Below are 26,393 nucleotides of genomic sequence, written 5' to 3'. Positions count from 1 at the left end.
CTACAACTCGACGATGCTGATCGGCCGACTCATGGGAGGCCCGTCCCAGAGCCGCTCGAGCGCGGGACGGAGTTCCGCGACCCAGGCGTCGTACCCGGCAGCGGAGAGCCCACCGCCCTGGCCCCGGTACTCGGCGGTGAGCTCGCCGGACTTGTCGCTCAACGCCGGCCACAGATCGAGGTATTGGGCGCGCACCGTCGCCGCGAACTGCCACAGATGGCGGTTCGCCTCGCGACGACGTTCGGCACTTCGCTCATCGCCCGGCACGACCGAGATCAGCAGCAGCCGCACGCCGGGCAGTCGCCGTCGGACCTCGACGAGGATCGACTCGAGAGTGCGCACGACGTGCTCGACCGTGCTGCCGCGCCGGTCGAAGTCTGTCGGCCCGGCCAGCAGCACGACAGCATCCGGCTGATCGTCGACGACTCTGTCGAGCGCCTCGAGCACCTGCTCGACCTTGGCATCGGGGATGCCGAGGTTCGAGACGTCGTAGTCGGGCACCCACTCCTGCCAGCGGCCATCAGCGACCAGTCCATCGCCGAGGAAAGCGACCCTGCGGCCAGCGCCGCGGTCTGTTCCGCCCATGAGCTCCTCCCGGGTCCGCGTTCAATCATGGCCTGCGAGCCGACGTGAGCCAAGCCTTCCGACGCCCCACAGGGCGCAGATCTGCCACGGCGCTCGAAGGGCGATCATCCCGCGCCTCCATACCAGGACCGGAGGTCGCGCGGCGCGTCTGTCACCACCGCATCGACGCCGAGCGCGAGCGCTGCAGCCCAGTCGTCCTGTGTGTTCAGCGTGTACACCATCACGGCGACGCCCGCGCTGTGCAGATCGTCGACCACCCGATCGTGCTCGATGAGCGACTTCGCCCGAGTCATGAACGCGGATGCCTCGTACTGTTCGACGAGCTCGAGCGGTCGGCGAGGAACGCCCGATGTCACGACGATTCGCGGCAGCTCAGGGGCTTGCATTTGCGCCTGCCGGAGAGTCTTCCGGTCGAAGCTGGCGAGCATCACTCGGTCATGCATCCCGTGCTCATAGACCAGGGTGCGAACGAGACGCACACCCTCGGCACCCCATCGGCCCTTGAGCTCCAGCAGCAGGATCGCCTCAGTCGGCGCGGCGATCGTCAGCAGTTCAGCGAGGGTCGGAACCGGGGTGCCGGCGAACTCCTCGGCGTGCCACGACCCGGCATCCAGAGCACGAAGGGCATCGGAGTCGAGCGCGAAGACCCAGCCCGAACCGTTGGTGGTGCGATCAACAGTCGCATCGTGCATGAGCACGGGCACTCCGTCAGCGGTGAGACGCACATCGGTCTCGAGCAGCTGAGCGCCTGAGTCGAGGGCGGCCAGGTACGCCGGCAGGGTGTTCTCGGGAGCGTTGGAGCGGTCACCGCGATGCGCCGCCACCATGCCGGCCTCGCCAGGTGCTCGGAGGATCTCGAGGGTTCCAGCCGCGTGCACGGACCCCGTGCCGCCGAGCTGCAGCACGCTTCCGACGAGCAGGGCGAGCGAGAGCAGCAGGAGGGCGACGCGCTTCAGACGCTCGGGCCCGGCCGCGATGCTCGTCACCGCCGAACGGCCCCGAAAGACCGGCGAGCGGCGTCCGAGCCGGGACGCTCGCTCGGCAGCGGTACTGGGGCGGGAAGGGTAAGGAGTGTCTGGCATCGATCGCTTCCGGGTCAGCGCCCGCTCCATTGCGGGTGCCGTCACTCTAGCGCGAACGTTACCGTTTCGTTACATGCCCAATTCGGGGCGCACCGGCTGCCGCGCCGGTGTCAGAGCATCGACTTGGTGTGCCAGACGGTCTTCGTCTCGGTGAAGAACCCGATGCGTTCGAGCGTCGCAGCGGGGACTCCAGGCTCGGGGGTCAGCACCCGCTTCAACGTCTGCGCCGCCGCGATCTGCAGATCGACCCATTCGAGCCGCTCGGCGCCGCACAGGTCGAGCGCATTGACGTCTGCATGCGAGGCGAGCCACGGAGCGATCTCGGCGGGTGACCCGGTCAGCACGTTGACCACTCCCCCGGGAACGTCGCTGGTGGCGAGCACTTCCGAGAGACTGATCGCGCTGAGCGGTGCTCGCTCGCTCGCGACGACGACGATGCTGTTGCCGCTGAGGATCGCGGGCGCGACGACGGCTGTGATGCCAAGCAGGCTCGTGCCCCGCGATTGCGGAGCGACGGCGGCGACCACTCCGGTCGGCTCCGGAACCGAGATGTTGAAGTACGGGCCGGCGACCGGGTTCGCATTGCCCATCACCTGTGCGAACTTGTCGGCCCAGCCGGCGTACCAGACCCAGAGGTCTATGGCGGCATCGACCTCGGCCAGCGCCTCGGCGTCTGCAACGCCCTCGACGGCCGCGACCTCGTCGGCGAACTGCCCACGCCGGCCCTCGAGCACCTCGGCGACCCGGTACAGCACCTGCCCGCGGTTATAGGCGGTCGCTCGAGCCCAGCCAGGCTGGGCGGCGCGAGCCGCTCGCACCGCGTCACGGGCGTCCTTGCGGCTCGCCTTCGCTGCGTTGGCGAGGAATCGGTCGCCGGCTCCGACGATCTCATAGCTGCGGCCCGACTCGCTCCGCGGGAACTGGCCGCCGATGTAGAGCTTGTACGTCTTGGGCACTGCGAGACGGCTCACTTCGCCTCCCCCTTCTTCGAGCGTGACGACTTGGGCTTGCTTCCACCGCTGGAGGCCCCCGACTCGGATGCCCCGGTGGCGCCTGCCGCCGGCTGAGTCTCGAGCGATGGGCGGCCCGCGTCGTCTCCGGCATCCGTCGGTGCGAGGACCCGGTTGCGCACGGGCGCTGAAGCAGGTGCGAGGTACGCGCCGAGCCCGTGCCTGCCGCCCTCGCGCCCGAAGCCCGACTCCTTGTAACCACCGAACGGCGATGCCGGGTCGAACCGATTGAAGGTGTTCGCCCAGACGACACCCGCGCGCAGCTGATCCGCGACCGCGAGGATGCGCGAACCCTTCTCACTCCACACGCCGGCCGACAGGCCGTACGGCGTGTTGTTCGCCTTCTTGATCGCTTCATCGGGCGTTCGGAAGGTGAGCACCGAGAGCACGGGGCCGAAGATCTCATCGCGCGCGATGCGGTTGCTCGTCGAGACGTTGGTGAAGATCGTCGGAGCGAACCAGAACCCCTGGCTCGGCAGCTCGCAGGGCGCGGTCCAGCGCTCGGCGCCCTCTTCTTCGCCGATGGCGGAGATCTGACGGATGCGCTCGAGCTGCTCGCTCGAGTTGATCGCGCCGATGTCGGTGTTCTTGTCGAGAGGGTCACCGAGCCGCAGCGTCGAGAGTCGGCTCTTGAGGCGGTCGATCACTTCGTCGTGGATGTTCTCCTGCACCAGCAGGCGGCTGCCGGCGCAGCAGACGTGGCCCTGGTTGAAGAAGATGCCGTTGACGATGCCCTCGATCGCCTGATCGATCGGCGCGTCGTCGAAGACGATGTTGGCCGCTTTGCCGCCGAGTTCGAGGGTGATCTTCTTTCCCGTGCCTGCGGTCGAGCGGGCGATGGCGCGGCCGACGTCGGTCGAGCCGGTGAATGCGATCTTGTCGACGTCCGGGTGATCGACGATCGCGGCGCCCGTGTCTCCAGCGCCGGTCACGATGTTCACAACCCCCGGTGGCAGATCGGCCTGCTGCACGATCTCGGCGAAGAGCAGCGCAGTGAGCGGGGTGGTCTCGGCCGGCTTCAGCACCACCGTGTTGCCTGCCGCGAGCGCGGGCGCGATCTTCCAGGCGAGCATGAGCAGCGGGAAGTTCCACGGGATGATCTGCCCCGCGACTCCGAGCGCCTTGGGGTCGGCTCCGAGGCCCGCGTGATCGAGCTTGTCGGCCCAGCCCGCGTAGTAGAAGAACCAGGCCGCCACCAGCGGCACGTCGACGTCGCGGCTCTCCTTGATGGGCTTGCCGTTGTCGAGGCTCTCTGCGACGGCGAGTTCGCGAGCGCGCTCCTGCACGAGCCGGGCGATGCGGAAGAGGTACTTGCCGCGGTCGCTGCCGCGCATGCGCGACCACACCTGGTCGTATGCACGGCGAGCCGCGGCGACGGCCTTGTCGACATCCGCAGAATCGGCGCGCGCGATCTCGGCGATCGGCTGCTCGTCCGCCGGCGAGATCGTCGTGAAGGGGTCACCGCTTCCGTCGACGAACTGGCCGTCGATGAACAGCCCGTATCGATCACGGAGCTGCAAGATGCTGCGCGACTCGGGCGCGGGCGCGTACTCGAGGAATCCCATGGTGTCTGCTTCCAACTCGTTCAGTCGACGGTGACGTAATCGGGGCCGCTGTAGTGGCCGCTGCGCAGGCGTTGACGCTGCAGCAGCACATCATTGAGCAGGCTCGAAGCGCCGAAGCGGAAGAGGTGCGGCGTGAGCCACTGCTCTCCCACGGTCTCGGCCACCGTGACGAGGTACTTGATGGCGTCTTTGGATGTTCGGATGCCGCCCGCGGGCTTCACCCCGATCTGCTCGCCCGTCAGGCGGTGCCAGTCGCGCACGACTTCCAGCATCAGCAGCGTCACCGGCAGCGTCGCCGCCGGAGAGACCTTGCCGGTCGAGGTCTTGATGAAGTCGCCGCCGGCGAGGATCGACAGCCATGACGCCCGTCGCACATTGTCGTAGGTGTTCAGCTCGCCGGTCTCGAGGATCACCTTGAGGTGCGCGTAGCTGCCGTCGTCACGGCGGCAGGCTTCCTTCACCGCGACGATCTCATCGAACACGCGACCGTAGCGGCCCGACAGGAACGCTCCTCGGTCGATCACCATGTCGATCTCGTCGGCACCGGCTGCCACGGCATCACGGGTGTCAGCGAGCTTCACGGCGAGCGAGGCACGACCGCTGGGGAAGGCTGTCGCCACGGCGGCGACGTTGATGCCGCCGGTGTCGAGCCCCTGGTTCGCCCCAAGGGCGTCGACCGCGATCGGCACCATGTCGCCGTACACGCACACTGCGGCAGGCCTCGGGCAACCGGGGTCGGAGGCGTCGGGCTGCAGGGCCTTGGCCACCAATGAACGAACCTTGCCTGGAGTGTCAGCGCCTTCGAGCGTGGTGAGGTCGACCAACCGGATGATGGTGTCGATGGCCCAGGCCTTCGACGTCGTCTTGATGGAGCGCGTGCCGAGCGAGGCGGCTCGCTGCTCGAGGCCGACGGCATCCACACCGCTCAGCCCTTCGAGATGCAGGCGCAGGCTCTTCTCAGTGAGATCGCCGCCGAGCAGCTGCACCGCCCGGTCGGCGGGTGCGAGCGCGACGGGGTGTTCGAGTGTCATCGGGTTCCCTCCAGAAGGGGCGTCGGCCGTGGCCTGGTCTGAGCGTATGCTGCGGCCCCAACCGTGTACAAGGTACGCGCAACTGCTGCAAGTTGGCGGTGCGTCGCCTGGCTCGCAGCCAGGCGGACCGCTGCGGGCAAGTGCTTGACCGCCTTCGCCCGGGGCCGGAGCTCAAGCCAGCTCGTCGTCGACCTTCCGGCCGCCGGCCAGCATGACTGCTCCGACGAGCGCGCCGCCCGAGGCGACGAGCAGCATCACGAGCGGCGCGAGCCACCCTCCAGTGAGTGTGAGCGAGGCGCCCACGAGGAACGGGAACGAGGCGCCGAGGATGTAGCCGTTGCCCTGAGCGAAGCCCGACACCGCAGTCGTGACCCGCTGGTCACGGGTGCGCAGATTGATGAGAGCCAGCATCACCGAGAAGTTCACCTGCGCCACCGAGATCAGCGCGACCCACAGCCAGGGCACCACCGCGGGCACGAGAAGCAGGCCGAGGTACCCGGCGATGAGCGAGACGCCGCCGAAGGCGATGATGAGCTCCTGGCGACGCAACCGGGCGGCGAGGCCCGGCCCGACCGCGGTCGAGACGACGCCGACCACGGTGTAGAGCGTCAGCAGCGCCGCGGCTTCTGCGCCGCTCGAGCCGGAGATCGCGACGAGCATTGGAGGCAGCCACGCGAAGGTCGAGTAGGAGGTGCCCGAGGAGACCCCGTGGATGATCAGCAGGGCCCAAGTGACCCTCGAGCGGCGCACTGACCCGATGAGCCGATCGGGCGATGATTCGAGCTCCGGGCCGTCGTCGGCCGCCGAGGCGCGGTGCCGAAGCCACAGAATCGCCCACGGCACGGCAGCGACCAGCGCGACGATCGCCCACACTCCGAGATTCACTCGCCAGCCGTAGGCCTCGGTCAGCGGAAGAGCAAGAGCTGGCGGCAGCATCGTGCTGATGCCGATCGCGATGACGTATGCGGTCGTCATCGTGCCGATTCGATCCGGGAAGTAGCGCTTCACCACAGGGGGCAGCAGCACATTGCCCACGCCCGCCGCCGCGAGACCGAGCGCGCTCGAGGTGAGGAACATCGCGGGCTCTTGCGACAGCGAGCGGATCGTATAGGCGAGCGCCATGGCGAGGGCCGCTGCAGCCAGGCTGGCCTCGAGGCCGAACCGTTTGGCGAACCATGGACTGAACAGCCCGGATGTTGCGAACGCTAGCGGCGGGAGCGTGCCCAGCACGCTGAGCACCATCGCGTTCAGGTCGATATCGGCGCCGATCGCTTCGACCACCGGTGATACCGCTGCGACCGCCGAGCGGAGGTTGACGGCGATGAGCAGGATGCTGAGGAGGGCGAGCCCGCGGCCATGCCACAACGGCAAGCGGTGAGAATCGGTCACTAGGCCAAGTGTATGAGCCCGCGAGAGCGGCTCATGCTCGCTACCCTGAGAGGCACGAGGACAGGGGGGCGGATGCAAGACACGGCCGACACGCAGCCCGACGCGCCGCGCTCCGGCATCCGTCCGTCGAACTGGTCGCGGCATATCAGCGGCATTCTGCTGCAGGTGGCCGACCTGCTCGAGCAGGCGGGCGAGGAGGCCTGGGAGCTTCCGAGCATGCACCGCGGCTGGAGCATCCGCGAGGTGGCAGGACTGCTCGTCTGGCGCCTCGGCACCTCGCCCCAGGAGCGGGTGCGCGCGTACTCGCGCACCATGCTCGACACCGGCAGCGCGGCGCAGCTCGGGCTCGCTCGCGCAGCGGCGAAAGGTGCCCTGCCCCCGGTCTTGCGCGACGTCGCTGCCTCGCGGGCGAGCGGCCGTCGCAGGGGAAGCCTCCCGGCGCTCACGGCCGCCGTCATCGGTGCGCTCGACATCGCCACCGCGCTGGGAGCCACGATCTCGATCTCGCCGGTCGTCAGCGAAGCCGTCGCGAGATCGCGCGCCATGTCGGCGCCCGTGGCTCTGCGCACTGTGCTGCGCAGAAACACACTGAAGGCAGCGGATGCCGGCTGGCAGGTGGGCCGAGGGCCCGTGATCAGTGGCGATGCCGCCGCGATCCTGCTGGTGATGTTCGGCCGCACGGCCCTTCCGACCGACTCGGTCAGCGACTCGGACGCGGCGCCGACGCCATGATCTCGCGCGTGCGCCGCACATCTTCGTGCAGTGTGTCGATCAGCGCTTCGATCGTCGTGAACTTCAGCATGTCGCGGATGCGGTCGACGAACGCGATCTCGACGGTTCGGCCGTAGAGGTCGAAGTCCTGGTCGAGCACGAAGGCCTCGACCTGCCGCTCGGGCACGCCGTCGAAGGTGGGATTGTTGCCGATCGAGATGGCCGCCGGCATCGGCACTCCCTCGCCCTCCTGATCACCCGCGATGGTGAGCCATCCGGCGTAGACACCGTCGGCGGGGATGAAGCCTTCCACGTCGGGACGCAGGTTGGCGGTGGGGAACCCGAGCTCGCGGCCGCGCTTCTCGCCCGCGACGACGACCGAGCGCAGCGTCGGCAGGTGACCGAGCAGCTCGGAGGCCCGGCGGACATCGCCCGCGGCGAGCGCCTCCCGCGTCCACGTCGATGACGCGCGCCGACCGGCTTCTCGCACGTCGTCGACCAGACGCACATCGAAGCCGAATCGGGCGCCCTCGGCACGCAGCGTGTCGATGTCTCCACTGCCCTTCACGCCATACCGGAAGTCGCCGCCCACGAATACGATCCGCGCTCGCAGCGCATCGACGAGCACTCGACTGACGAACTCGTCGGGCGTCTGCTCGCGCAACGACTCATCGAATGTGAGCATGAGCGTCGCCTCGACGCCCGCTTCCTCGAGCAGCTCCAGCTTCTGGGCATTGCTGACGAGGGGCTCAGGGCACAACTCGGGGCGCAGGAGCGAGAGCGGGTTGCGATCGAATGTCACCACGGTCGGCACGAGCTGTTCGGCATCCGCCATCCTCTTGAGCTCGTCGATGACTGCGCGATGGCCCATGTGCACGCCGTCGAACTTGCCGATCGTGACGGCGCTCGGGCCGAAGCCGGCGGGCACATCCGCTATCGAGGTGAACACTCGCATCTCAGGCGGTCACCCGCTCATGCGCAGCGCCGCGAGTGCGGGCGAGCCAGGCGAGCCCGAGCACGGGCAGAACGAGCGGGATGAAGAGGTAGCCGATGCCGAAGCCCGACCACACCGAGGGGTGCGCGAACCACTGGGGAAGCGCCAGGCTGAGCACTCCGACCACGAGCACACCCGTCATCTCGAAGCTGATGGCCGTCCAGGCGATCGCGCGCCAGATCCGCCCCGGAGCGAGGAGGGCGATCGTCGCCACGATGTATACGACGGCGGCGACGGCCGAGAGCACGTACGCCAGCGGCGCCTCGTCGAACTTGGTGAGGATCTGGAAGACCGAGCGGCCTGTGGCTCCCAGCGCGAGGATCGCGTAGACCAGCACCAGCACGCGGCCGACACCGCGGCTGCGCCCAGCGGCGCGCGTCGTCCCGGAAGTGCTCATCCCGTCAATGCTAAGCGGGTCAGGCGAACTGCACGAACCAGATGGTGTGCATGCGCAGCACCATGATCGTGATCGCAAGGCTCGCCACACCAAGCACGATGGTGCTCCATCGGTTGCGCTCGACGAGACCCCAGAACACCGCCAGCGGCGGGATGAGGACGGCTGAGATCAAGTAGGCCCAGAACTCGACCGGATGCCCCGTGGGGCGGTTGCCGAGAAAGGGCGCGACGATCGCCATCACCACCTGGGCGAGCAGAAGCGCCTCGACCAGCACCACGGCACCGAGCGTGAAGTCGTTGGGCTTGCGCCCCATGGCTCCGAGCACGAGGCACGCGAGGCCGCCCACCAGTGAGACGCCCGCAAGCAGCCAAGTGAACCAGTCGATCACGCAAGCACCTCATCCGTCGGGAAGTTGACCAGGGGCCTCGCCCGTCGACCGCGGAGCTCGACGAGCCCCGCGAGGGCGCCATCAGGCGTGACGGCGGCGATGCACTCGATGTCTGCCGCGTCGACCTCGACGCGTTTGCCTTGGGCGAGGTCGCGCGCCTGCTCGGCGGTGAGCTGCAGGCTTCCGAAGAGGCTCGCGGCGACGTCTGCGGGCCGCAGCAGCGCTTCGGCGAGGGCTGCTGTGTCGGCGGCGGCCGGCTGCGAGCCGGGGGCTGGGCGCTCGGGCAGCGTCGCGGCATCCGACACCATGAACGGACCGACGCGGCTGCGGCGCAGCGCCGTGAGATGCCCGCCCACGCCGAGCGCTTCGCCGAGATCACGCGCGAGAGCTCGGATGTACGTGCCCGACGAGCACTCGACACGCACATCGAGGTCGATGAAGCCGTCGCGGCGAGTCTCGAGCAGCTCGAACGCAGACACCGTCACCGGGCGCGCATCGAGTTCGACGGTCTCGCCGTCGCGGACCCGGTCGTACGCGCGCCGGCCCGCCACCTTGATGGCGCTGACCGCACTCGGGCGCTGGAGGATGTCGCCGGTGAGCTCCGCGATTCCGCGCTCGATGGCGGCCGGGTCGATGTGCGAGACGTCGTGCGCTTCGCCGAGTTCGCCCATCGCGTCGTCGGTGCTCGATGACTGCCCGAGGCGGATGGTGGCGAGGTACTCCTTGTCGAGCCCGACGAGGTACGTCAGCAGGCGGGTCGAGCTGTTCAGGCCGAGCACCAGCAGGCCCGTGGCCATCGGGTCGAGTGTGCCGGCATGGCCGACCTTGCGAGTGCCGGCAAGACGGCGCACTCGCGCGACCACGTCATGGCTGGTGATGCCGGGCGGTTTGTCGAGCAGCAGGATGCCGCTGCGGGATCCGATCGCAGGCGTCACCCTTGCACGGTACCCCAGCGCGCGGGGGTCGCTGCGCCACGCGACCGGTGCAGCGCGCGCTCGGCGCCCGCGATCGCGCCCGGTGACCGGTGACCGGTGACCGGTGACGGCATCCGCCCGGGTTGCTCGGGCTGCCCGCGCGCCGAGTGCCATCGCACCGTGCTGGGCGGCCGGACGGCCCGACTCTTTGCGCGCCACCTGTTCGCAATCGCGCCACGTACAGCTGGCGCGGACTTGCGCAAGTGGCGCGGATGCTGCCCCCGCGGGGCGCAGCGGAGCAGTGCGGTGTACAGGCAGGGCCCCCCGGGCCCGCGGCTGCCTAAGCTGGTTGGCGTGCGAGTCGGTGTGGTCGGTGCTGGGGCGATGGGCGGCGCGATCGCGGCGATGCTCGAGCGAGCCGGCAACGAGGTCTGGGTCGCGGCACGGGGCGAGCACCTCACCGCGATCCGCCGCGACGGCCTGAAGCTGGACGGGGCGTGGGGCGAGTACACCGCGCGGGTCTCGGCCGCGAAGACGCTGCCCCTCAAGGCGAAGCCCGAGCTCGTGATCATCGCGACCAAGGCGATGGATGCCGAGGCCGCAGCCCGCGACAACGCCCGCGCCATCGGCGACGCTCCGACCGTGGTGCTGCAGAACGGGCTGGGCGGCATGGAACGGGTGGCGGAGCAACTCCCCGGCTCCCCCATCGTCGGCGCACTGTCGATGATCGCCGCCTCGTACGTCGCCCCGGGTCATGTGCGGGTGACCACGGCAGCCAACACGGTGCTGGGGGCGTTCCGAGGCACACAGGATGCCGACGCGGCGGAGCTCGCGGCATCCGCGCTGAACGCGGCCGGTATGCCGGCAGAGGTCATCGCCGACTTCGAAGGCGCTCAGTGGACCAAGCTGATCGTCAACCAGGTGAACGCGCTCCCCGCGATCACCGGGCTGAGCGTGCAGGAGGTCATCTCGCACGCTGGGCTGCGCCGCATCATGACCGCCAGCATGCGTGAGGCGGTGCGCGTCGGCCTTGCCAGAGGAGTGCGCTTCGCGGCCTTCAACGGCCTCACCCACGCCAGATTGTCGTTCGTCGCCCGGGCGCCGCTCTCGCTCGGGCAAATGCTGCCGCTTCGCATCCGCGCGTACCTTGGCGCCACTCCGAACCCGGGATCGACGCTGCAGTCGATCCGTCGCGGACGACGGAGCGAGATCGACTTCTTGAACGGGGCTGTAGTGGCCGCAGCGCAAGGCACTGAGGTGCCCGTTCCGGTGAACACGGAACTGCTGCGGCTCGTGCACGAGGTCGAGACCTCCGGTCGGCACCTCCCAGTGCGGCGGGTCATCGACCGGGTCACCGCTGCAACCGGACCGTTGCGATGACGACGCGGCCTCCGACCAGCACCGCCACAGAGCGAGTCGCCACCACAGAGCGCGTCGCCACAACAGAGCGAGTCGCCGCCACAGAGCGAGTCGCCGCCACAGAGCGCATCACGGGGCCTGCGGATGAGCATGCCGCTGTGCGGGCCGCCGCGATCGCCGACGCCGTCATCGCCTGGTTCGGCGAGTACGCCCGCGAGCTGCCCTGGCGTGAGCAGGGCTTCCCCGCCTGGGGCATCCTCGTGAGCGAGGTGATGCTGCAGCAGACTCAGGTCGCACGCGTCGTGCCCCGGCTCGCCGAGTGGCTCGATCGCTGGCCGACACCGGCCGCCCTCGCCGCGGAACCGCCCGGCGAGGCCGTGCGCATGTGGCATCGGCTCGGCTACCCGCGCAGGGCGCTGAACCTGCACGCAGCCGCTGTGGTGATCACCGAGCGGCACGGGGGCGAAGTGCCGAGCGACGTCGAACAGCTGCTGGCGCTGCCCGGCGTCGGCGACTACACCGCGCGGGCCGTGGCGAGCTTCGCGTTCGGTGAGCGGCATCCGGTGGTCGACACGAATGTGCGACGGGTCATCGCTCGCGCCGTGGCAGGTCTCGCCGAGGCGGGGCCACCCCGCATCCGCGCCGACCTCGAGGCCATGGAGCGCTTGCTGCCGACCGACCGCAGGCAAGCGCAGCTGACGAACGCGGGTGTCATGGAGCTCGGCGCCATCGTGTGCACCGCACGCGCTCCGCGCTGCGACGGGTGCCCCATCAACGCGCTCTGCGCTTGGCGCGCCGCCGGCTACCCCGCATACGACGGGCCGCGAGCGCGCGGGCAGGCACGGTTCGAGGGCAGCGATCGCCAGGTGCGAGGCCTTGTCATGGCCGAGCTGCGTGCGAGCGACATTCCCGTGACGAGAACCGAACTCGAACGCGCCTGGCCGGATGCCGAACAGCTCACGCGCGCGATCGACACCCTCGTGCGCGACGGCCTCGCCGTCTCAGAGGGCGACGCCTACCGCTTGCCCTGAGCGGGCTGGGTGAGCGCGCGCCGGAGACGGCTGCCCTGAGGGAGCTGCCCTGAGGGGGCTGCCCTGGGCCGGCTGTCGGGCCCGATTGCGCTCAGTCCTCGCGCTGCGCCAACCGCTCTGAGCGGGCGGTTCAGTCGTTGTCGTCTGCGTCGGGGTCGAGGTCGTCGTCAGACGCTACGACCGCGTCATTGACGTCGTCGAACTCAGCGTCGGGGTCGAGGTCGTCGGTCGCGTACACCTCGTCGTCGCGCTCGTCTCCGGCTTCAAAGTCGTCGTCGACGTCGTCTTCCTCGTCGTCCTCGTCCAGGTCGTCGTCCTCGTCATCATCGTCGTCATCCCAGTCGTCGTCCTCTGCAGAGCGAGGCTTGACGTAGGGATCGGCCTCGCCCGCGTACTCGGCCGAGGCGGCGAGACGCTGGGTCTCGGCATCCTGCTGCTGTGCGCGAGCGAGCAGGTCGTCGATGTTCGCGGCGTTCTCGGGGAGTGCGTCGGGGATGAACTCGAGCGACGGCGTGAGCCGGGCAGTGATGTTGCGCCCGACCTCGCTGCGAAGCATGCCCGTGGCCGACTTCAGCGCCGCTGCCGTGTCGGCGCGCTCCTGGTCGGTGCCGTAGACGGTGTAGAAGATCGATGCGTGCTGCAGATCGCCGGTCACGCGCACGTCGGTGATCGTCACGAAGCCGAGGCGGGGGTCTTTCAAGCCTCGATCGATGCGACGAGCGACGACCTCTTTGATGCGGTCGGCCAGCTTCCTGGCCCGCTGGGGATCAGCCATGGCTCTCTCCTCCCGTTACGAAAGTATGTGCCCGCGCGGTTGCGGGCAGACGGCGGGCGCCGGATGCGGACCGTTGTCGGCCAGCATCCGGCGCCCCAGGCATCCGTGCGGTGAAGTCGCGGATCAGACCCGCGGCTTCTCCTTGAGCTCGATCGTCTCGATCTCGTCGCCGATGCGGATGTCGTTGAACTTGCCCAGACCGATACCGCACTCGAAGCCCTCGCGGACCTCGGTGACATCGTCCTTGAACCGGCGCAGCGACTCGATCGCCAGACCGTCGGCCAGCACGACGCCATCGCGGATGACGCGCGCCTTGGCGTTGCGCGTGATCGTGCCCGAACGGACGATCACACCGGCGATGTTGCCGACCTTCGACGAGTGGAAGACCTCGCGGATCTCGGCCACGCCCGACTGGACTTCCTCATACTCGGGCTTGAGCATGCCCTTGAGCGAGTTCTCGATGTCTTCGAGGGCCGAGTAGATGACCGAGTAGAAACGCACATCGACACCCTCGCGCGCAGCGCGCTCGCGGGCCTTGACGTCGGGGCGGACGTTGAAGCCGATCACGATCGCGTTGTCGATGGTCGCGAGGTCGATGTCGGACTCCGTCACCGCACCGACACCGCGGTGCAGGATGCGGAGCTGAACGCTCTCGTCGACCTCGATCTTCATGAGCGACTCCTCGAGCGCCTCGACGGCACCCGACACGTCACCCTTGATGATGAGGTTGAGCGACTCGACCTTGCCCTCTTCGAGTGCACGGGTGAAGTCCTCGAGGCTGATGCGCTTGCGGGCCTTCGCCAGCTGTGCGTTGCGCTCGACGGCTTCGCGCTTCTCGGCGATCTGACGCGCGGTGCGGTCTTCATCGGTGACGATGAAGGTGTCGCCGGCGCGCGGCACGCTCGAGAGGCCCTGCACCTGCACGGGACGCGACGGACGAGCTTCGTCGACCGCGTCGCCGTTCTCGTCGAGCATCGCGCGTACGCGGCCGTAGGCCGTTCCGGCGACGATCGCGTCGCCGACTCGCAGCGTTCCCGACTGGATGAGCACCGTTGCGACGGAACCGCGGCCCTTGTCGAGCTTCGCTTCGATCGCGATACCGCGCGCCGCCTTGTCGGGGTTCGCGCGCAGGTCGAGACCGGCGTCAGCGGTGAGCAGCACCGCGTCGAGGAGCTCGGTGATGCCGACGTTGTTCTTCGCCGACACGTCGACGAACATGACGTCGCCGCCGTACTCCTCGGCCACGAGGCCGTACTCAGTGAGCTGCTGGCGCACCTTGGCCGGGTTGGCCTCAGGCTTGTCGATCTTGTTCACTGCGACCACGATCGGCACGCCTGCGGCCTGGGCGTGGTTCAGCGCCTCAACCGTCTGGGGCATGATGCCGTCGTCGGCCGCGACCACGAGGATCGCGATGTCGGTGACCTGCGCACCACGGGCACGCATGGCGGTGAACGCCTCGTGACCGGGGGTGTCGATGAAGGTCAGCGCGCGCTCGATGTCGTCGTGCTCGGTCCATACCTGGTATGCACCGATGTGCTGGGTGATGCCACCGGCCTCGCCGGCGCCCACGTTCGCCTGACGGATCGCGTCGAGCAGTCGGGTCTTACCGTGGTCGACGTGACCCATGACGGTGACGACCGGCGGACGGATCTCGAGCACCGAGTCATCTTCGTCTTCGAGCTCCTGCTCGAGGTCGATGTCGAAGGTCTCGAGCAGCTCGCGGTCTTCGTCTTCAGGCGAGACGATCTGGATCTTGTAGCCGAGCTCGTCGCCGAGCACCTCGAAGGTCGCCTCATCGAGCGACTCGGTCGCCGTGGCCATCTCACCGAGGTGGAACAGCACGGTCACGAGGTTCGCAGGGCTGGCGTCGATCTTCTCGGCGAAGTCGGAGATCGATGCGCCGCGACGCATGCGGATGATGGTGCTGCCGTCACCGCGGGGAACGCTGACCCCGCCGAGCGACGGCGCTTGACGCATCTCGAACTCTTGGCGCTTCGTGCGCTTCGACTTGCGCGCCTTGCTCTTGCCGCCACCGCGGCCGAACGCACCTGCCGTGCTGCCACGGCCACGGCCGCCACCGCCGGGGCGACCGGCAAAGCCGCCAGCCGGACGGAAGCCGCCACCGGCACCGGGGCCACCGGCACCCGGACCGCCGCCACCGGGACGCTGACGCTGCTGGTGCTGAGCACCACCGGGCTGGCCGGGGCGGAAGCCGCCGGGCCGCGGAGCGCCGGGACGAGGAGCACCCGGGCGGGGCGCACCCGGACGAGGCGCTGCCGGGCGAGGGATCGAGTTCGGGGTCGGCCGGGCCATGCCCTGGGTCGACGCGAAGGGGTTGTTGCCGGGGCGGGGTCCGCCCGGACGAGGCATGCCCTGGTTGCTGCTGTACGGGTTGTTGCCGGGGCGCGGCGCACCGGGTCGGGGCGCCGCCTGAGCACCGGGCTTCGGGCCGCCCGCGGCAGGAGCCGCCGGGCCGGGCTGCGCCGGAGTCGGCTCGCCGGCGGCCTTGGCCGCCGCCGCTGCCTCGGCCTGTCGCTCGGCGACCGACTTGGGTGCGGGCTGCTGCTCAGCGGACGCCTCGGCGACCGGCGCAGCCGGCTTCGAAGCGGGCTTCGGGGCCGGGGCCGGGGCCTTGGGCGCGGCCTTCTTCTCGGGCGCCTTGATGCCGTCCTTCTCGAAGGCGGCGCGCAGCCGTCGCGCAACCGGGGGCGCGATGCTGGAGGACGGTCCCTTTACGAACTCGCCCAGCTCCTTGAGCTTCTCAAGGGCAGTCTTGCTGTCGATGCCGAGTTCGCTCGCGATCTCGTGCACGCGTGGATTCGCCACAGTTCTCCTGTCTGGGTCCGCGACCCGACAGGGGCGCAGACATTAGTGGTGGACGGGTCTCATTTCGAGCCGCTCATGAGTTGTCCATTGCCATTCAGCCTGTCTATTCGTTGATGCTGAGGTTGATCAGCGCTTCCGAGGGTTGCACCGCTCGACCCGCTCGAAGCGCCCGCCCGAAAGCGTTGCGTTTCACCGCCGTGTCGATGCAGGCACGCGTGGGATGAACCCACGCACCCCTCCCGGGGAGCACGGCCGCGGCATCCGCCACGACCTCTCCATCTCGCGCCACGACCCTCAGAAGCGAGGAACGCGGAGCGCGTTGTCGGCACCCCAGGCAAGTTCTGACGGGCTCCATCCTACTCCCCCTCTCCTGAGAGTCGGTCCGCTCCGGGCGCGGGGCGTGATGTCAGGAGCGCGATCAGTCGTCGAGCACGCTGTCGGGCTGGATGTCGATGCGCGCACCGGTGAGCTTCGCGGCCAGTCGAGCGTTCTGGCCCTCCTTGCCGATCGCCAACGAGAGCTGGTAGTCGGGCACCAGGGCGCGCACGGCCTTCAGACCCTCGTCGATGACGAAGGCGCTCGTGACCTTGGCGGGCGAGAGCGCGTTCGCGACGAAGGTGGCGAGGTCGTCGGAGTAATCGACGATGTCGATCTTCTCGTTGTTGAGCTCGGCGGTCACCGCACGCACGCGCTGGCCGAGTTCGCCGATGCAGGCGCCCTTCGCGTTGACTCCCGGCTCGAGCGCGCGCACCGCGATCTTGGTGCGGTGCCCGGCTTCCCGAGCGAGCGAGGCGATCTCGACGACACCGTTCGCGATCTCAGGCACCTCGAGGGCGAAGAGCTTGCGCACCAGAGCGGGGTGCGTGCGAGAGACGGTGATCGAAGGCCCCTTGAGGCCCTTGGTCACGCTCGTCACATAGACGCGCAGGCGGGTGCCGTGGGTGTAGTCCTCGCCGGGCACCTGCTCCTCGGGAGGCAGGATCGCCTCGATGGTGCCGAGGTCGATGTGGATCATGCGCGGGTTCGGTCCCTGCTGGATGACGCCCGCCACGATGTCGCCCTCGCGACCGCGGAACTCGCCGAACACCGCGTCGTCGGCGATGTCTCGCAGGCGCTGGTTGATCACCTGCTTCGCCGCCGATGCGGCGATTCGACCGAAGTCGCTCGGGCTGTCGACGGCCTCGCCGATCTGGTTGCCCTCGTCGTCGAGCTCGGGAACGTACACCGTGACATGGCCGGTCTTGCGGTCGAGCTCGACCCGCGCGCGACCGCCGTGCTCGCCGTGGCCGTGCTGGCCCGCCGCATGCTCGTCGTGCGGGTGCGGCTCACCGGCCGAGGTGTGCTTGAGGTACGCCGTCAGGATGGCCTGCTCGATGATGCTCACGAGCTCTTCGAAAGGGATCTCACGCTCGCGCTCGATCGTGCGCAGCACGCTCAGGTCAATCTCCACCGAGGGCCTCCAATATTCAGATCTCAGCGGGTGCGCTTCCGCACCCGACCCGGCACGGCGCCGCACCGGAACGCATCATTCTACGACACCGGATGCCGCCGCATCCGGTGCTCGACTTTCACCCCCGCGAGAAATACGGTGTGACGCACGGCGACCCAAAGCAGGGAGTGGTATGGCGCACATGATCGCTGAGGTCAGGACAGTCCGCTCTGTCGGCATTGCGCTGATCGCTCTCGCCATGGTTGCTCGCTACTTCGCCGGCGCAGTCACAGTGGCGCTATCGAACGCCCTCTGGGATAGGCCGATCGAGTACACAGTGATCGACTTCGCCATACAGGCGGTCGCCCAGATCGGCATTCCACTGGGAGCCGTGTTCGTCGGCGTCTCGATCGTGATCGCCAAGATCAATTCGGCAACGGCGCTAGCACCGGCCGGCCCTGTGGAGGCGAGGCAGACTCCTCAGGTCGAACGCATGGACGGCGCGGCCGGCACAGCCTAGTTCGCGCTCGCTTCTGCCGCAGAGAGCCGGCTCACGACGTCGGCGATCGCGACCTGCTCACGCTCGCCGGTGCGGCGGTTCCACAATTCGACAATGCCGTCAGCGGCCGTGCGCCCGACGATCACGATTCGTGGGACGCCGAGCAGTTCGGCGTCGCCGAACTTCACGCCCGGTGACACCTTCGGGCGATCGTCGTACAGCACATCGTGTCCGAAGCCCTCCAGCTGCGAAACGAGCTCTTCGGCGATCGTGTAGACCGCGGCATCCTTGCCTGTTGCGACCACGTGCACGTCGAAGGGCGCGACCTGCTCCGGCCACGTGAGCCCCTTGTCGTCATGGTTCGTCTCGGCGAGAACCGCCATGATGCGGGTCACTCCGATGCCGTACGAGCCCATGGTGACGGTGACCAGCTTGCCGTTCTCGTCGAGCACCTGCAGCCCGAGCGCCTCGGCGTACTTGCGGCCGAGCTGGAACACGTGGCCGATCTCCATGCCCCTCGCGGCCTCGATCGGCCCGGAGCCATCCGGTGCCGGGTCTCCCTCGTGCACCTCCGCGATGTCAGCCACGCCGTCGGCGGTGAAGTCGCGGCCGGCGATGAGGCTCAGCACGTGCTTGCCGTGCTCGTTCGCGCCGGTGACCCAGGCGGTGCCCTCGACGACGCGAGGATCGAGCAGGTACCGGATGCCGCTGCTCGACGTCTCGCCGAGCACGGCCCCAGTTGGCGTCCACGGCCCGAGGTAGCCCCTCACGAGCCGCGGGTGCTTGGCGAAGTCCGACTCGGATGCCGGTTCCACATCGGCGGGCGCGAAGACCACCTCGGCGCGCTTCATGTCGACCTCGCGGTCGCCCGGCATCCCGACGACGACGAGTTCGCGTGAGCCGTCTTGGTGCGTGAGCGCCAGCACGACATTCTTCAGCGTGTCGGACGCGAGCCATGCGCGGTCGGTGCGTGCCTGATTGGTGTTGAGCTCATCGATGAGCCCGAGGATCGTGCTCGAGTCGGGGGTATCGACGACGATCGGCTCAGGTTGCCCGTCGATCGGGAGCGCCTCGGACGCGGGCGTCTGGTAGGCCTCCACGTTGGCCGCGTATCCCCCGGCCGAGCGCACGAAGGTGTCTTCGCCGACCTCGGTGGGGTGCAGGAACTCCTCGCTGCGCGACCCGCCCATCGCGCCGGCATCCGCCTGGACGATCACGTACTCGAGCCCGAGCCGCGTGAAGATCCGCTCGTAGGCGTCGCGCTGCGCCTGGTAGCTCTCGGCGAGCCCCTCGTCGGTGACGTCGAAGGAGTAGGCGTCCTTCATGGTGAACTCGCGGCCGCGCAGCAGGCCCGCACGGGGGCGCGCCTCGTCGCGGTACTTGTCCTGGATCTGGTAGAGCGTGACGGGAAGGTCCTTGTACGAGGAGTACAGGTCTTTCACCAGCAGCGTGAACGGTTCCTCGTGCGTGGGCGCGAGCAGGTAGTCGGTCTCTCGCCGGTCCTGCAGTCGGAAGAGGTTCGGGCCGTACTCGGTCCAGCGGTTGGTGGCCTCATAGGGCTCGCGCGGCAGCAGGGCCGGGAAATGCACCTCCTGCGCACCCGCCGCGGCCATCTCCTCGCGGATGATCGTCTCGATGCGGGCCTTCACCCGCAGCCCGAGCGGCAGCCAGGCGAAGATGCCCGGCGCCTGGCGGCGGATGTACCCGGCGCGCACCAGTAGCTTGTGGCTGGCGACCTCGGCGTCGACGGGGTCTTCGCGGAGCGTGCGGAGGAAGAGGTGGGAGAGACGGGTGACCACGCCGCAAGTCTAGTTCGCGGCATCCCGCCCCCTTTTCTCCCCCGCCTCCGGCTCCCCCGCCGTCTCGCCGCCGCCCCGTCTCCCCGTGTGCGAGCATCCACTCCGCCGAGATGACACGATCGGCACCTTTTCGGGCCCGGAGCGCGCAGATTCTGTCATCTCGAAGGGGTTCGAACGCGAGGGTGGGGCAGGGGGTAAGAAGGGCAGCCGCGGGGCGCGAGGAAGGGCAGCCGCGGGGCGCGCGGAAGGGCAGCCGCGCGGGCGGGGCAGGCGGCGCGAGCGCGGGGGCGCGCGGGGGCGCTCAGGCTGCGCGGACGGGGCGGAGCGGGCGGATGCCGAGGGCGAGCGCCGCCAGCACTCCCGCGACGAGCAGCAGCGTGAGGGCGTTCAGGCCGCCGTAGCCGAGCAGCGCCATGATGAGCCCCGCGAGGGCGCCGCCGCCGGCACCGGCGAGATTCATCGCTGTGTCGGAGAGCCCCTGCACGCGTGCCCGTTCGCCGGGCTCGAGCGCGTCGGTGAGCATGGCGGAGCCGGACACCGTCGATGCCGACCAGCCGAGGCCGAGGAGCGCGAGCGCGATGCCGACGGTCGCATGATCGCCACCGGCGACCCAGTTGAGCACGAGGGAGGCGACGAAGACGAGTTGCCCGAGCACGATGACCGGCACCCGGCCCAAGCGGTCGCTGAGCCAGCCGAACAACGGCGAAAGCGCGTACATGCTCGCCGTATGCATGCTGATCACGATGCCGACGATCACGAGCGTGCCGCCGTGCTGCGTGAGGTGCAGAGGCGTCATCGCCATCACCGCGACCATGGTCGCGTGACTCAGCACCACGGCGACGATGGCGATGAGGGCTCGCGGCTTCTCGACGAGGATGCTGAAGGGGCCGACTCGCCTCGTCCGGGCAACCGCGGCGCCTGCTCGTTCGGCAGCCTCCTCAGCAGGTTCCGCCGCGCCGAGAAGCACCGGCCCGGTCGCGGTGCTCACGTCGGTCTCGCCGCCCACCGACGCCGATGCCGCTGCGGCTGCGGCTGCGGCTGCTGGCGCAGTAGACGCGTCCTGCGGAGCGGCGGATGCGGGAGCCCTGCTCTCGAGCGAGAGCGCCGTGAGCAGCGGGTCGGGTCGTAGCGCGCTCAGGTACAGCGTCATCGCTGCGAGCTGCGCGAGGATCGCGAAGGCGAACCCGCCCGTGAGTTCGGGCAGCCCGATGGCCCCGCCGACGATCTCCCCCGGCTCGAGCAGGTTGGGACCGACTGCCACGCCGATCGTCGTCGCCCACACCACCAGCGAGAGGTCGCGCCCACGGCGAGTGGGTGACGCGAGATCGGCGGCGGCGAATCTGGCCTGAAGGTTCACGGCCGAGCCGGCGCCGAGCACCGCGAGCCCCACGAGCAGGAGCCAGAACTGCATCCACGCTGCGGCGGCGATGATGACCACTGCGCCAAGGGCCGCAAGCGCGCCGCCCGAAGCGAGGGCGATCCGCCGGCCAGTGCGCGCGGCGACTCGCGCGAGCGGAATGGCGAGCGCAGCCGCGCCGAGCGTGAGCATGGTCGCTGCGAGACCCGATAGGGCGGCCTCGCCGGAGACGTGCTCCGTGAGCAAGGCGCCGAGCGAGAGCGTCGACCCCATGCCCACGCCGCTGAGCACCTGACCGGTCGCGAGAACACCGAGGGTGCGCCGTTGGACGCGCGCGACGTCCACGGCAGCGACATCCGTCACAACAGGCATCCTCGCCCCTCGGATCAGTTCCGTCGGATCAGTCGATCGTCAGCACACGGGCTTCGTCACGCGCCGACGGTGACCGTGGGTTCGCCGCTCTCGCTCGCGGGCATGCTCGCTGCGATGCGGTTCGCCTCGGCGATCAGGGTCTCGACGATCTCCGCCTCCGGCACGGTCTTGATGACCTCGCCCTTCACGAAGATCTGGCCCTTGCCGTTGCCGCTCGCGACGCCGAGGTCGGCTTCGCGCGCTTCACCAGGACCGTTCACCACGCAGCCCATCACGGCGACGCGCAGCGGCACGCTCATGCCCTCGAGTCCGGCGGTGACACGGTCGGCGAGCGAGTACACGTCGACCTGGGCGCGCCCGCAACTGGGGCACGAGACGATCTCGAGCTTGCGCTCTCGCAGGTTCAGCGACTGGAGGATCTGAAGCCCGACCTTGACCTCTTCGGCGGGCGGTGCGGAGAGAGAGACACGAATGGTGTCTCCGATGCCCTCGCCGAGCAGGATGCCGAAGGCCGTGGCGCTCTTGATGGTGCCCTGGAAGGCCGGGCCCGCCTCGGTGACGCCCAGATGCAGCGGCCAGTCGCCCCGTTCGGCGAGCTGGCGGTAGGCCTTCACCATCACGATCGGGTCGTGGTGCTTGACCGAGATCTTGAAGTCGTGGAAGTCGTGCTCCTCGAAGAGGCTCGCCTCCCACACAGCGCTCTCGACGAGCGCCTCGGCGGTCGGCTTGCCGTACTTCTCGAGCAGGCGGGGGTCGAGCGAGCCCGCGTTCACTCCGATGCGCAGGCTGACGCCCGCTGCTTGAGCGCGCCGGGCGATCTCACCGACCTGGTCGTCGAACTTACGGATGTTGCCGGGGTTGACCCGCACCGCAGCGCAGCCGGCGTCGATCGCGGCGTACACGTAGTTGGGCTGGAAGTGGATGTCGGCGATGACCGGGATCTGGCTCTTCTTCGCGATGATCGGGAGCGCCTCTGCATCGTCGCGGCTCGGCACGGCGACGCGCACGATGTCACAGCCGGATGCGGTGAGCTCGGCGATCTGCTGCAGCGTCGCGTTGATGTTCGTTGTCGGCGTCGTGGTCATCGACTGCACGCTCACGGGCGCGTCTCCGCCCACGAGCACCTTGCCGACCTTGATCTGGCGGGACTTTCGCCGCGGAGCAAGCGTTTCGGGGATTCTCGGCATACCGAGGTTCACTGCAGCCACGCGACGAGTCTACTTCTGGAGCCTGCGCATAGCCGGAGCGGTACCCATCAGGTTCGACGGCGACCCTTCGGGCGGTCAGGTGCGCCCGACCCCGAGTTGCTCCGGTGCTTTGAGCTGAATCGTCTCGCCGCCACGGGTGACGACCACGAAGTAGGCGTTGAGTTCCCCCGGAACCTCGGATGGGCCGAGTTCGGCACCGTGTTCAAGGGGGATTTCAGCCCATTCGCCTGCAGGGTCGTAGGCCACCCCGTACTCGGCGGCGAGCGCGTCGAGATCATCGCCTATCCGGAACCCGGAGGGCGTGCGGATCTCGAGCTCGCCGACCGAAGCCGACTTCACATACACCGCGAGATTCATGGCCCTCACATCGGGGCCGTCTTCGTCGACCCAGGTGGTGAGGTCGTCGGCGAAATGGCCGGGATGGTCGTCGCCGACGATGAAACCGGGCCAGCGGTAGTAGGTGGTGCGCGGGTCATGGCAGCACTGCCCCGGCCACTCGACCACTTCTGGAGCGCTCCCGATCGCGGCTACGAGCTCGTCGGTGAACTCGACTGCGTCGAGGTCGTAGCTCAGCCGCTTGAGCACGCGACCTTCGGCATCAGCCAACTCGAGCATCGTCGGCGCGACCACGATCGCCGCCACCTTCGCTGGCGGCTCAGCGGTGGGCGATGCCGGCTGCGGAGAGGAGGTCGACTGCGGCTTCGCGACCGGCGACGCGGCGCACGAGCTGAGCACCGCGATTGCGAGCGCGCTGACAATCGCGGCCCGCACGGTGTTGACTCCTCCGCGCCCGCGTTCCAGATGGCGACTGCCCAACATGTCGGCCAGCTTGGCAGGGAAGCGATCTCGAAGGCGTAACGAATGCCGCGTGCGCTCGGCAGCATCCGCGCTTGCTACTGTCGATTGCAGCAGTGGAGCGCCAGGTGCGTGCTCGAACGACCGGGGCGAAGGAGCCGTACATGCCGAATGAAGTCGTGATCCTGTCGGGAGCGCGCACGCCGCAGGGGCGCGTGAAGGGCCAGCTCGCATCGCAGAGCTCCGTCGACCTCGGAACGGTTGCCATCAAGGCAGCGCTCGAGCGCTCCGGTGTGCCGGCAGAGCAGATCGGGCACGTCATCATGGGCCAGGTGCTTCCCGCCGGCGCGGGACAGAACCCGGCGCGGCAGGCCGCCATCCGTGCGGGCATCGGGTGGAACGTACCGACCACGCTCATCAACCGGGTGTGCCTCTCAGGCGTGAGCGCGGTGATCGATGCGGCTCGCATGATCAGGGAGGGCGACGCCGAGGTCGTGGTCGCCGGCGGCATGGAGTCGATGACCCAGGCGCCCCACCTTCTGCTCGGTACGCGCATGGGCTGGGGCTACGGCGCCGTGGCCGCAGTGGACCACATGGAGCACGACGGCCTGCTGGACGCCTTCGATCACGAGTCGATGGGGCTTTCGACGGAACGTCCGCTGAGCCGTCTCGGCATCTCTCGGGAGGATCAGGATGCCGTTGCCGCGGCCTCCCACCAGCGCGCCGCCGCGGCCCAGGCATCCGGACTCTTCGATGCCGAGATCGCGCCGGTCGAGATCACGGGACGCAAGGGCGAGGTCACGACGATCACGACCGATGAGGGCGTGCGCCCCGACAGCACCGTGGAGACCCTCGCGAAGCTGCGGCCGGCCTTCGACCCGGAGGGCACCATCACGGCGGGCAACTCGTCGCCCATCAGCGATGGTGCGGCAGCGCTCGTCGTCGCCGATCGGGAGTGGGCGGAGAGGAACGGGTACGAGTGGCTCGCGATCGTGGGCAAGCACGGCCGAGTGGCCGGGCCTGACAACTCACTGCACTCGCAGCCGTCTCGCGCGATCGAGCAGGCCCTGCTGCGTCAGGGATGGCAGATCGGCGACCTCGACTTCATCGAGATCAACGAGGCGTTCGCAGCGGTCGCCGTCCAATCGATGCGCGACCTCGGCATCTCGAGCGACATCGTGAACATCCACGGCGGTGCCATTGCGATCGGCCACCCGGTCGGCGCGTCGGGCGCCCGACTCACCGTGCACGCCGCGCACGAACTCGCGCGCCGCGGTGGCGGCAAGGCTGCGGTGTCGTTGTGCGGGGGCGGCGGCCAGGGCGACGCGCTCATCCTCTACCGCTGATTCGCGGCACAGCTGAACCCGCAACGCTGAGTTTGCAGCGCTGAGTTCCCGCTGCCGCTGAACCGCGCTCCGCGGTTCGTGCGACGGGGCTAGAGGATGCTGACGGGCTTCACGATGTCGGCGTAGATGAGCAGTGCGCTCATCACCCCGAGCACAGCGACGACGCCCAGAGTGATCGGCACGAGCCGCGCTGTGTCGACGGGGCCCGGGTCGGGCCTGCCGAAGACCCGAGCGAACCAGCGTCGCAGGCCCTCCCAGAGGGCACCGGCGACGTGCCCGCCGTCGAGCGGCATCAACGGGATGAGGTTGAAGACGAAGAGCGCCACGTTGAGCGCTGCGACCAGGCCCACGAGTCCCGCCGCACGGTCGACGATCGGCGCAGTATCGACGCTCGCGATCTCGCCCGCGATACGGCCCACCCCTACGACGCTGATCGGTCCGTTCGGATCGCGGGCCTCGGTGCCGAAGGCGGCCTGCGCGACCTCCACCATGCGCTGCGGCAGGTGCAGGACGATGTTCACCACTGCGGAAAGGTTGTCACCGACGGCTGGGAGCACAGCGGTCGCGGGCTGCTGCACTCGCTCGTACGCAGGACCGACCCCGACGAAGCCCACCTCTTCGGTGACGGGCCGGCCGGCGGCATCCATCTCAATCTGGCCATCCTTTGTGTAGACGTACCGCTCGGTGAGCAAGGGCGTCACCGAAAGGGTCTGCTCCCGGCCATCGCGCACGATGTCGAACGGCACCGTCTCCCCAGCGTGCTGCCGGATGGTGGCCGAGAGTTCGCTCCAGTCGTCGATGGGCTCGCCCGCGATCGAGACCACGCGGTCACCGGGCCGGAGCCCCGCCTCTGCGCCCGGGGCGAGCGGGTCGTCGGCGCTGCAGGAGGTCGCCGTGCTGCCCGCTGGGATGACGCACTCCGAGACGCTGCCGAGCGTGGTGCTCGGCGTCTGCAGTCCGAACCCCATCAGGAGCACCGCGTAGAGCACCACCGCGATCAGCAGGTTCATGGCCGGCCCGCCGAGCATGATGATGATGCGCTTCCAGATCGGCAGCCGATAGAACAGGCGCTGCTCGTCGGTATCGACTGCACTCTCTGCAGACGCGGTGCGGGCATCCTGCACCAGGGCGTTGAAGAAGCCGGTGCTCGAGGTGCGCGCCGACTTGCGTCCCTTCTCGGGCGGGTACATGCCCGCCATCGAGATGTAGCCGCCCAGCGGGATCGCCTTGACCCCGTATTCGGTCTCGCCCCGTCGGCGCGACCACAGCGTCGGACCGAACCCGATCATGTACTGGCCGACCTTGACGCCGAACTTCTTCGCAGGAACGAGGTGCCCGATCTCGTGCAGCCCGATGGAGAGCGCCAGGCCGATCACGATGATCAGCACGCCCACGATGTACAGCAGCACGCTCTCCACCCGCTCAGGCTAGCGATCGCTGGCCATGAAGCAGCTTTGAGCCGACGCGGTTCGCGTTGCTCGCCCGGGAACCGCGTACGAGCTGCAGCAGGCCGGCGCACCGATCGGTGGGA

Annotated in this window: 23 protein-coding genes and 1 pseudogene; 5 read left to right on the top strand and 19 right to left on the bottom strand. The window is 69.0% G+C overall.

The annotated features are described in order from the left end of the window. The 6 genes from QF206_RS00910 to QF206_RS00885 form a co-directional block, all read right to left on the bottom strand. Complete coding sequence (locus QF206_RS00910; RefSeq protein ID WP_281487317.1) at positions 1-585, bottom strand: GDSL-type esterase/lipase family protein; 585 nt, start codon at positions 583-585, stop codon at positions 1-3. A 104-nt stretch (positions 586-689) separates the two neighbouring features. Further along, the gene (locus tag QF206_RS00905; protein ID WP_281487316.1) at positions 690-1,571 is read right to left on the bottom strand and encodes a glycerophosphodiester phosphodiesterase; all 882 of its coding nucleotides are present in this window, start codon (positions 1,569-1,571) and stop codon (positions 690-692) included. Positions 1,572-1,777: 206 nt separating this feature from the next. Continuing rightward, positions 1,778-2,638, bottom strand: coding sequence for an aldehyde dehydrogenase family protein (locus QF206_RS00900; protein ID WP_281487315.1), 861 nt, complete (start codon positions 2,636-2,638; stop codon positions 1,778-1,780). Continuing rightward, positions 2,635-4,242: an aldehyde dehydrogenase family protein gene (locus QF206_RS00895; protein ID WP_281488097.1), complete on the bottom strand. Its 1,608-nt coding sequence runs from the start codon at positions 4,240-4,242 to the stop codon at positions 2,635-2,637. Before QF206_RS00895 ends, QF206_RS00900 begins: the two co-directional genes overlap by 4 nt. Positions 4,243-4,262: 20 nt before the next feature. Continuing rightward, a complete protein-coding gene (gene deoC / locus QF206_RS00890; protein ID WP_281487314.1) occupies positions 4,263-5,273 on the bottom strand; it encodes a deoxyribose-phosphate aldolase in 1,011 nt (336 codons plus the stop codon). A 171-nt stretch (positions 5,274-5,444) separates the two neighbouring features. Beyond that, positions 5,445-6,662 (bottom strand): MFS transporter, encoded by a 1,218-nt coding sequence (locus QF206_RS00885; protein ID WP_281487313.1) that lies wholly within the window; start codon positions 6,660-6,662, stop codon positions 5,445-5,447. A gap of 72 nt (positions 6,663-6,734) precedes the next feature. On the opposite strand from QF206_RS00885, the gene QF206_RS00880 reads away from it, so the two are divergent. Then, complete coding sequence (locus QF206_RS00880; RefSeq protein WP_281487312.1) at positions 6,735-7,394, top strand: hypothetical protein; 660 nt, start codon at positions 6,735-6,737, stop codon at positions 7,392-7,394. Here the strand turns inward: QF206_RS00880 and QF206_RS00875 are convergent. From QF206_RS00875 to truB, 4 genes are read right to left on the bottom strand one after another with little or no spacing between them, the layout of a single operon-like run. Continuing rightward, the gene (locus tag QF206_RS00875; RefSeq protein WP_281487311.1) at positions 7,363-8,328 is read right to left on the bottom strand and encodes a bifunctional riboflavin kinase/FAD synthetase; all 966 of its coding nucleotides are present in this window, start codon (positions 8,326-8,328) and stop codon (positions 7,363-7,365) included. The two genes, QF206_RS00880 and QF206_RS00875, sit on opposite strands and share 32 nt — an antisense overlap. A 1-nt stretch (position 8,329) precedes the next feature. Beyond that, positions 8,330-8,764, bottom strand: coding sequence for a hypothetical protein (locus tag QF206_RS00870; protein WP_281487310.1), 435 nt, complete (start codon positions 8,762-8,764; stop codon positions 8,330-8,332). Between the two features lie 19 nt (positions 8,765-8,783). Further along, positions 8,784-9,152, bottom strand: coding sequence for a hypothetical protein (locus tag QF206_RS00865; protein ID WP_281487309.1), 369 nt, complete (start codon positions 9,150-9,152; stop codon positions 8,784-8,786). Next, entirely contained in the window at positions 9,149-10,087 is a 939-nt protein-coding gene (truB, locus tag QF206_RS00860) for a tRNA pseudouridine(55) synthase TruB (protein WP_281487308.1), read from the bottom strand. Before truB ends, QF206_RS00865 begins: the two co-directional genes overlap by 4 nt. A gap of 333 nt (positions 10,088-10,420) precedes the next feature. Here truB and QF206_RS00855 point away from each other — a divergent pair, with 333 nt between their 5' ends. Further along, positions 10,421-11,446, top strand: a complete 1,026-nt coding sequence (locus tag QF206_RS00855; protein ID WP_281487307.1) for a ketopantoate reductase family protein — start codon at positions 10,421-10,423, stop codon at positions 11,444-11,446. A 137-nt stretch (positions 11,447-11,583) separates the two neighbouring features. Beyond that, positions 11,584-12,456, top strand: a complete 873-nt coding sequence (locus QF206_RS00850) for an HhH-GPD family protein (RefSeq protein ID WP_281488096.1) — start codon at positions 11,584-11,586, stop codon at positions 12,454-12,456. Between the two features lie 301 nt (positions 12,457-12,757). Here QF206_RS00850 and rbfA read toward each other — a convergent pair. The 4 genes and pseudogenes from rbfA to nusA all read right to left on the bottom strand — a co-directional run. Continuing rightward, a pseudogene (gene rbfA, locus QF206_RS00845) lies at positions 12,758-13,231 on the bottom strand (30S ribosome-binding factor RbfA); the annotation flags it as partial. A 123-nt stretch (positions 13,232-13,354) separates the two neighbouring features. Beyond that, positions 13,355-16,057 carry a translation initiation factor IF-2 gene (gene infB, locus QF206_RS00840; protein WP_281487306.1) on the bottom strand — a complete coding sequence of 901 codons (2,703 nt, stop codon included), beginning with the start codon at positions 16,055-16,057 and terminating at the stop codon, positions 13,355-13,357. Positions 16,058-16,160: 103 nt separating this feature from the next. Continuing rightward, positions 16,161-16,412 carry a YlxR family protein gene (locus QF206_RS00835; protein WP_281487305.1) on the bottom strand — a complete coding sequence of 84 codons (252 nt, stop codon included), beginning with the start codon at positions 16,410-16,412 and terminating at the stop codon, positions 16,161-16,163. 63 nt (positions 16,413-16,475) lie between these two features. After that, positions 16,476-17,507: a transcription termination factor NusA gene (nusA, locus tag QF206_RS00830; protein ID WP_281487304.1), complete on the bottom strand. Its 1,032-nt coding sequence runs from the start codon at positions 17,505-17,507 to the stop codon at positions 16,476-16,478. Between the two features lie 172 nt (positions 17,508-17,679). Here nusA and QF206_RS00825 point away from each other — a divergent pair, with 172 nt between their 5' ends. Then, the gene (locus QF206_RS00825) at positions 17,680-18,006 is read left to right on the top strand and encodes a hypothetical protein (protein ID WP_281487303.1); all 327 of its coding nucleotides are present in this window, start codon (positions 17,680-17,682) and stop codon (positions 18,004-18,006) included. On the opposite strand, the gene QF206_RS00820 is transcribed toward QF206_RS00825, so the two are convergent. The 4 genes from QF206_RS00820 to QF206_RS00805 form a co-directional block, all read right to left on the bottom strand. After that, a complete protein-coding gene (locus QF206_RS00820; RefSeq protein WP_281487302.1) occupies positions 18,003-19,784 on the bottom strand; it encodes a proline--tRNA ligase in 1,782 nt (593 codons plus the stop codon). The genes QF206_RS00825 and QF206_RS00820 overlap by 4 nt on opposite strands. Before the next feature lie 301 nt (positions 19,785-20,085). Next, complete coding sequence (locus QF206_RS00815) at positions 20,086-21,513, bottom strand: MFS transporter (RefSeq protein ID WP_281487301.1); 1,428 nt, start codon at positions 21,511-21,513, stop codon at positions 20,086-20,088. A 56-nt stretch (positions 21,514-21,569) separates the two neighbouring features. After that, positions 21,570-22,700 carry a flavodoxin-dependent (E)-4-hydroxy-3-methylbut-2-enyl-diphosphate synthase gene (gene ispG / locus QF206_RS00810; protein WP_281488095.1) on the bottom strand — a complete coding sequence of 377 codons (1,131 nt, stop codon included), beginning with the start codon at positions 22,698-22,700 and terminating at the stop codon, positions 21,570-21,572. Between the two features lie 96 nt (positions 22,701-22,796). Further along, positions 22,797-23,492, bottom strand: coding sequence for a hypothetical protein (locus tag QF206_RS00805; protein WP_281487300.1), 696 nt, complete (start codon positions 23,490-23,492; stop codon positions 22,797-22,799). A gap of 188 nt (positions 23,493-23,680) precedes the next feature. Here QF206_RS00805 and QF206_RS00800 point away from each other — a divergent pair, with 188 nt between their 5' ends. Further along, positions 23,681-24,862: an acetyl-CoA C-acetyltransferase gene (locus QF206_RS00800; protein WP_281487299.1), complete on the top strand. Its 1,182-nt coding sequence runs from the start codon at positions 23,681-23,683 to the stop codon at positions 24,860-24,862. An 89-nt stretch (positions 24,863-24,951) separates the two neighbouring features. On the opposite strand, the gene QF206_RS00795 is transcribed toward QF206_RS00800, so the two are convergent. Further along, complete coding sequence (locus tag QF206_RS00795; RefSeq protein ID WP_281487298.1) at positions 24,952-26,280, bottom strand: M50 family metallopeptidase; 1,329 nt, start codon at positions 26,278-26,280, stop codon at positions 24,952-24,954. Positions 26,281-26,393: the final 113 nt, after the last annotated feature.

Source organism: Ruicaihuangia caeni (assembly GCF_029952955.1).
GTDB classification, from domain to species: Bacteria; Actinomycetota; Actinomycetes; order Actinomycetales; family Microbacteriaceae; genus Ruicaihuangia; species Ruicaihuangia caeni.
Note: the sequence above shows the minus strand (reverse complement) of the source record. Positions and strands in the feature narration are given on the sequence as shown.

What these genes read in the sequence shown, in the direction of transcription:
- QF206_RS00815 (WP_281487301.1), bottom strand. Translation starts at nt 21,513, where the DNA reads ATGCCTGTTGTGACGGATGTCGCTGCCGTGGACGTCGCGCGCGTCCAA.
- QF206_RS00880 (WP_281487312.1), top strand. Translation starts at nt 6,735, where the DNA reads ATGCAAGACACGGCCGACACGCAGCCCGACGCGCCGCGCTCCGGCATC.
- QF206_RS00875 (WP_281487311.1), bottom strand. Translation starts at nt 8,328, where the DNA reads ATGCGAGTGTTCACCTCGATAGCGGATGTGCCCGCCGGCTTCGGCCCG.
- QF206_RS00800 (WP_281487299.1), top strand. Translation starts at nt 23,681, where the DNA reads ATGCCGAATGAAGTCGTGATCCTGTCGGGAGCGCGCACGCCGCAGGGG.
- QF206_RS00825 (WP_281487303.1), top strand. Translation starts at nt 17,680, where the DNA reads ATGGCGCACATGATCGCTGAGGTCAGGACAGTCCGCTCTGTCGGCATT.
- QF206_RS00910 (WP_281487317.1), bottom strand. Translation starts at nt 585, where the DNA reads ATGGGCGGAACAGACCGCGGCGCTGGCCGCAGGGTCGCTTTCCTCGGC.
- QF206_RS00835 (WP_281487305.1), bottom strand. Translation starts at nt 16,412, where the DNA reads ATGGAGCCCGTCAGAACTTGCCTGGGGTGCCGACAACGCGCTCCGCGT.
- QF206_RS00895 (WP_281488097.1), bottom strand. Translation starts at nt 4,242, where the DNA reads ATGGGATTCCTCGAGTACGCGCCCGCGCCCGAGTCGCGCAGCATCTTG.
- deoC (WP_281487314.1), bottom strand. Translation starts at nt 5,273, where the DNA reads ATGACACTCGAACACCCCGTCGCGCTCGCACCCGCCGACCGGGCGGTG.
- QF206_RS00870 (WP_281487310.1), bottom strand. Translation starts at nt 8,764, where the DNA reads ATGAGCACTTCCGGGACGACGCGCGCCGCTGGGCGCAGCCGCGGTGTC.
- ispG (WP_281488095.1), bottom strand. Translation starts at nt 22,700, where the DNA reads ATGCCGAGAATCCCCGAAACGCTTGCTCCGCGGCGAAAGTCCCGCCAG.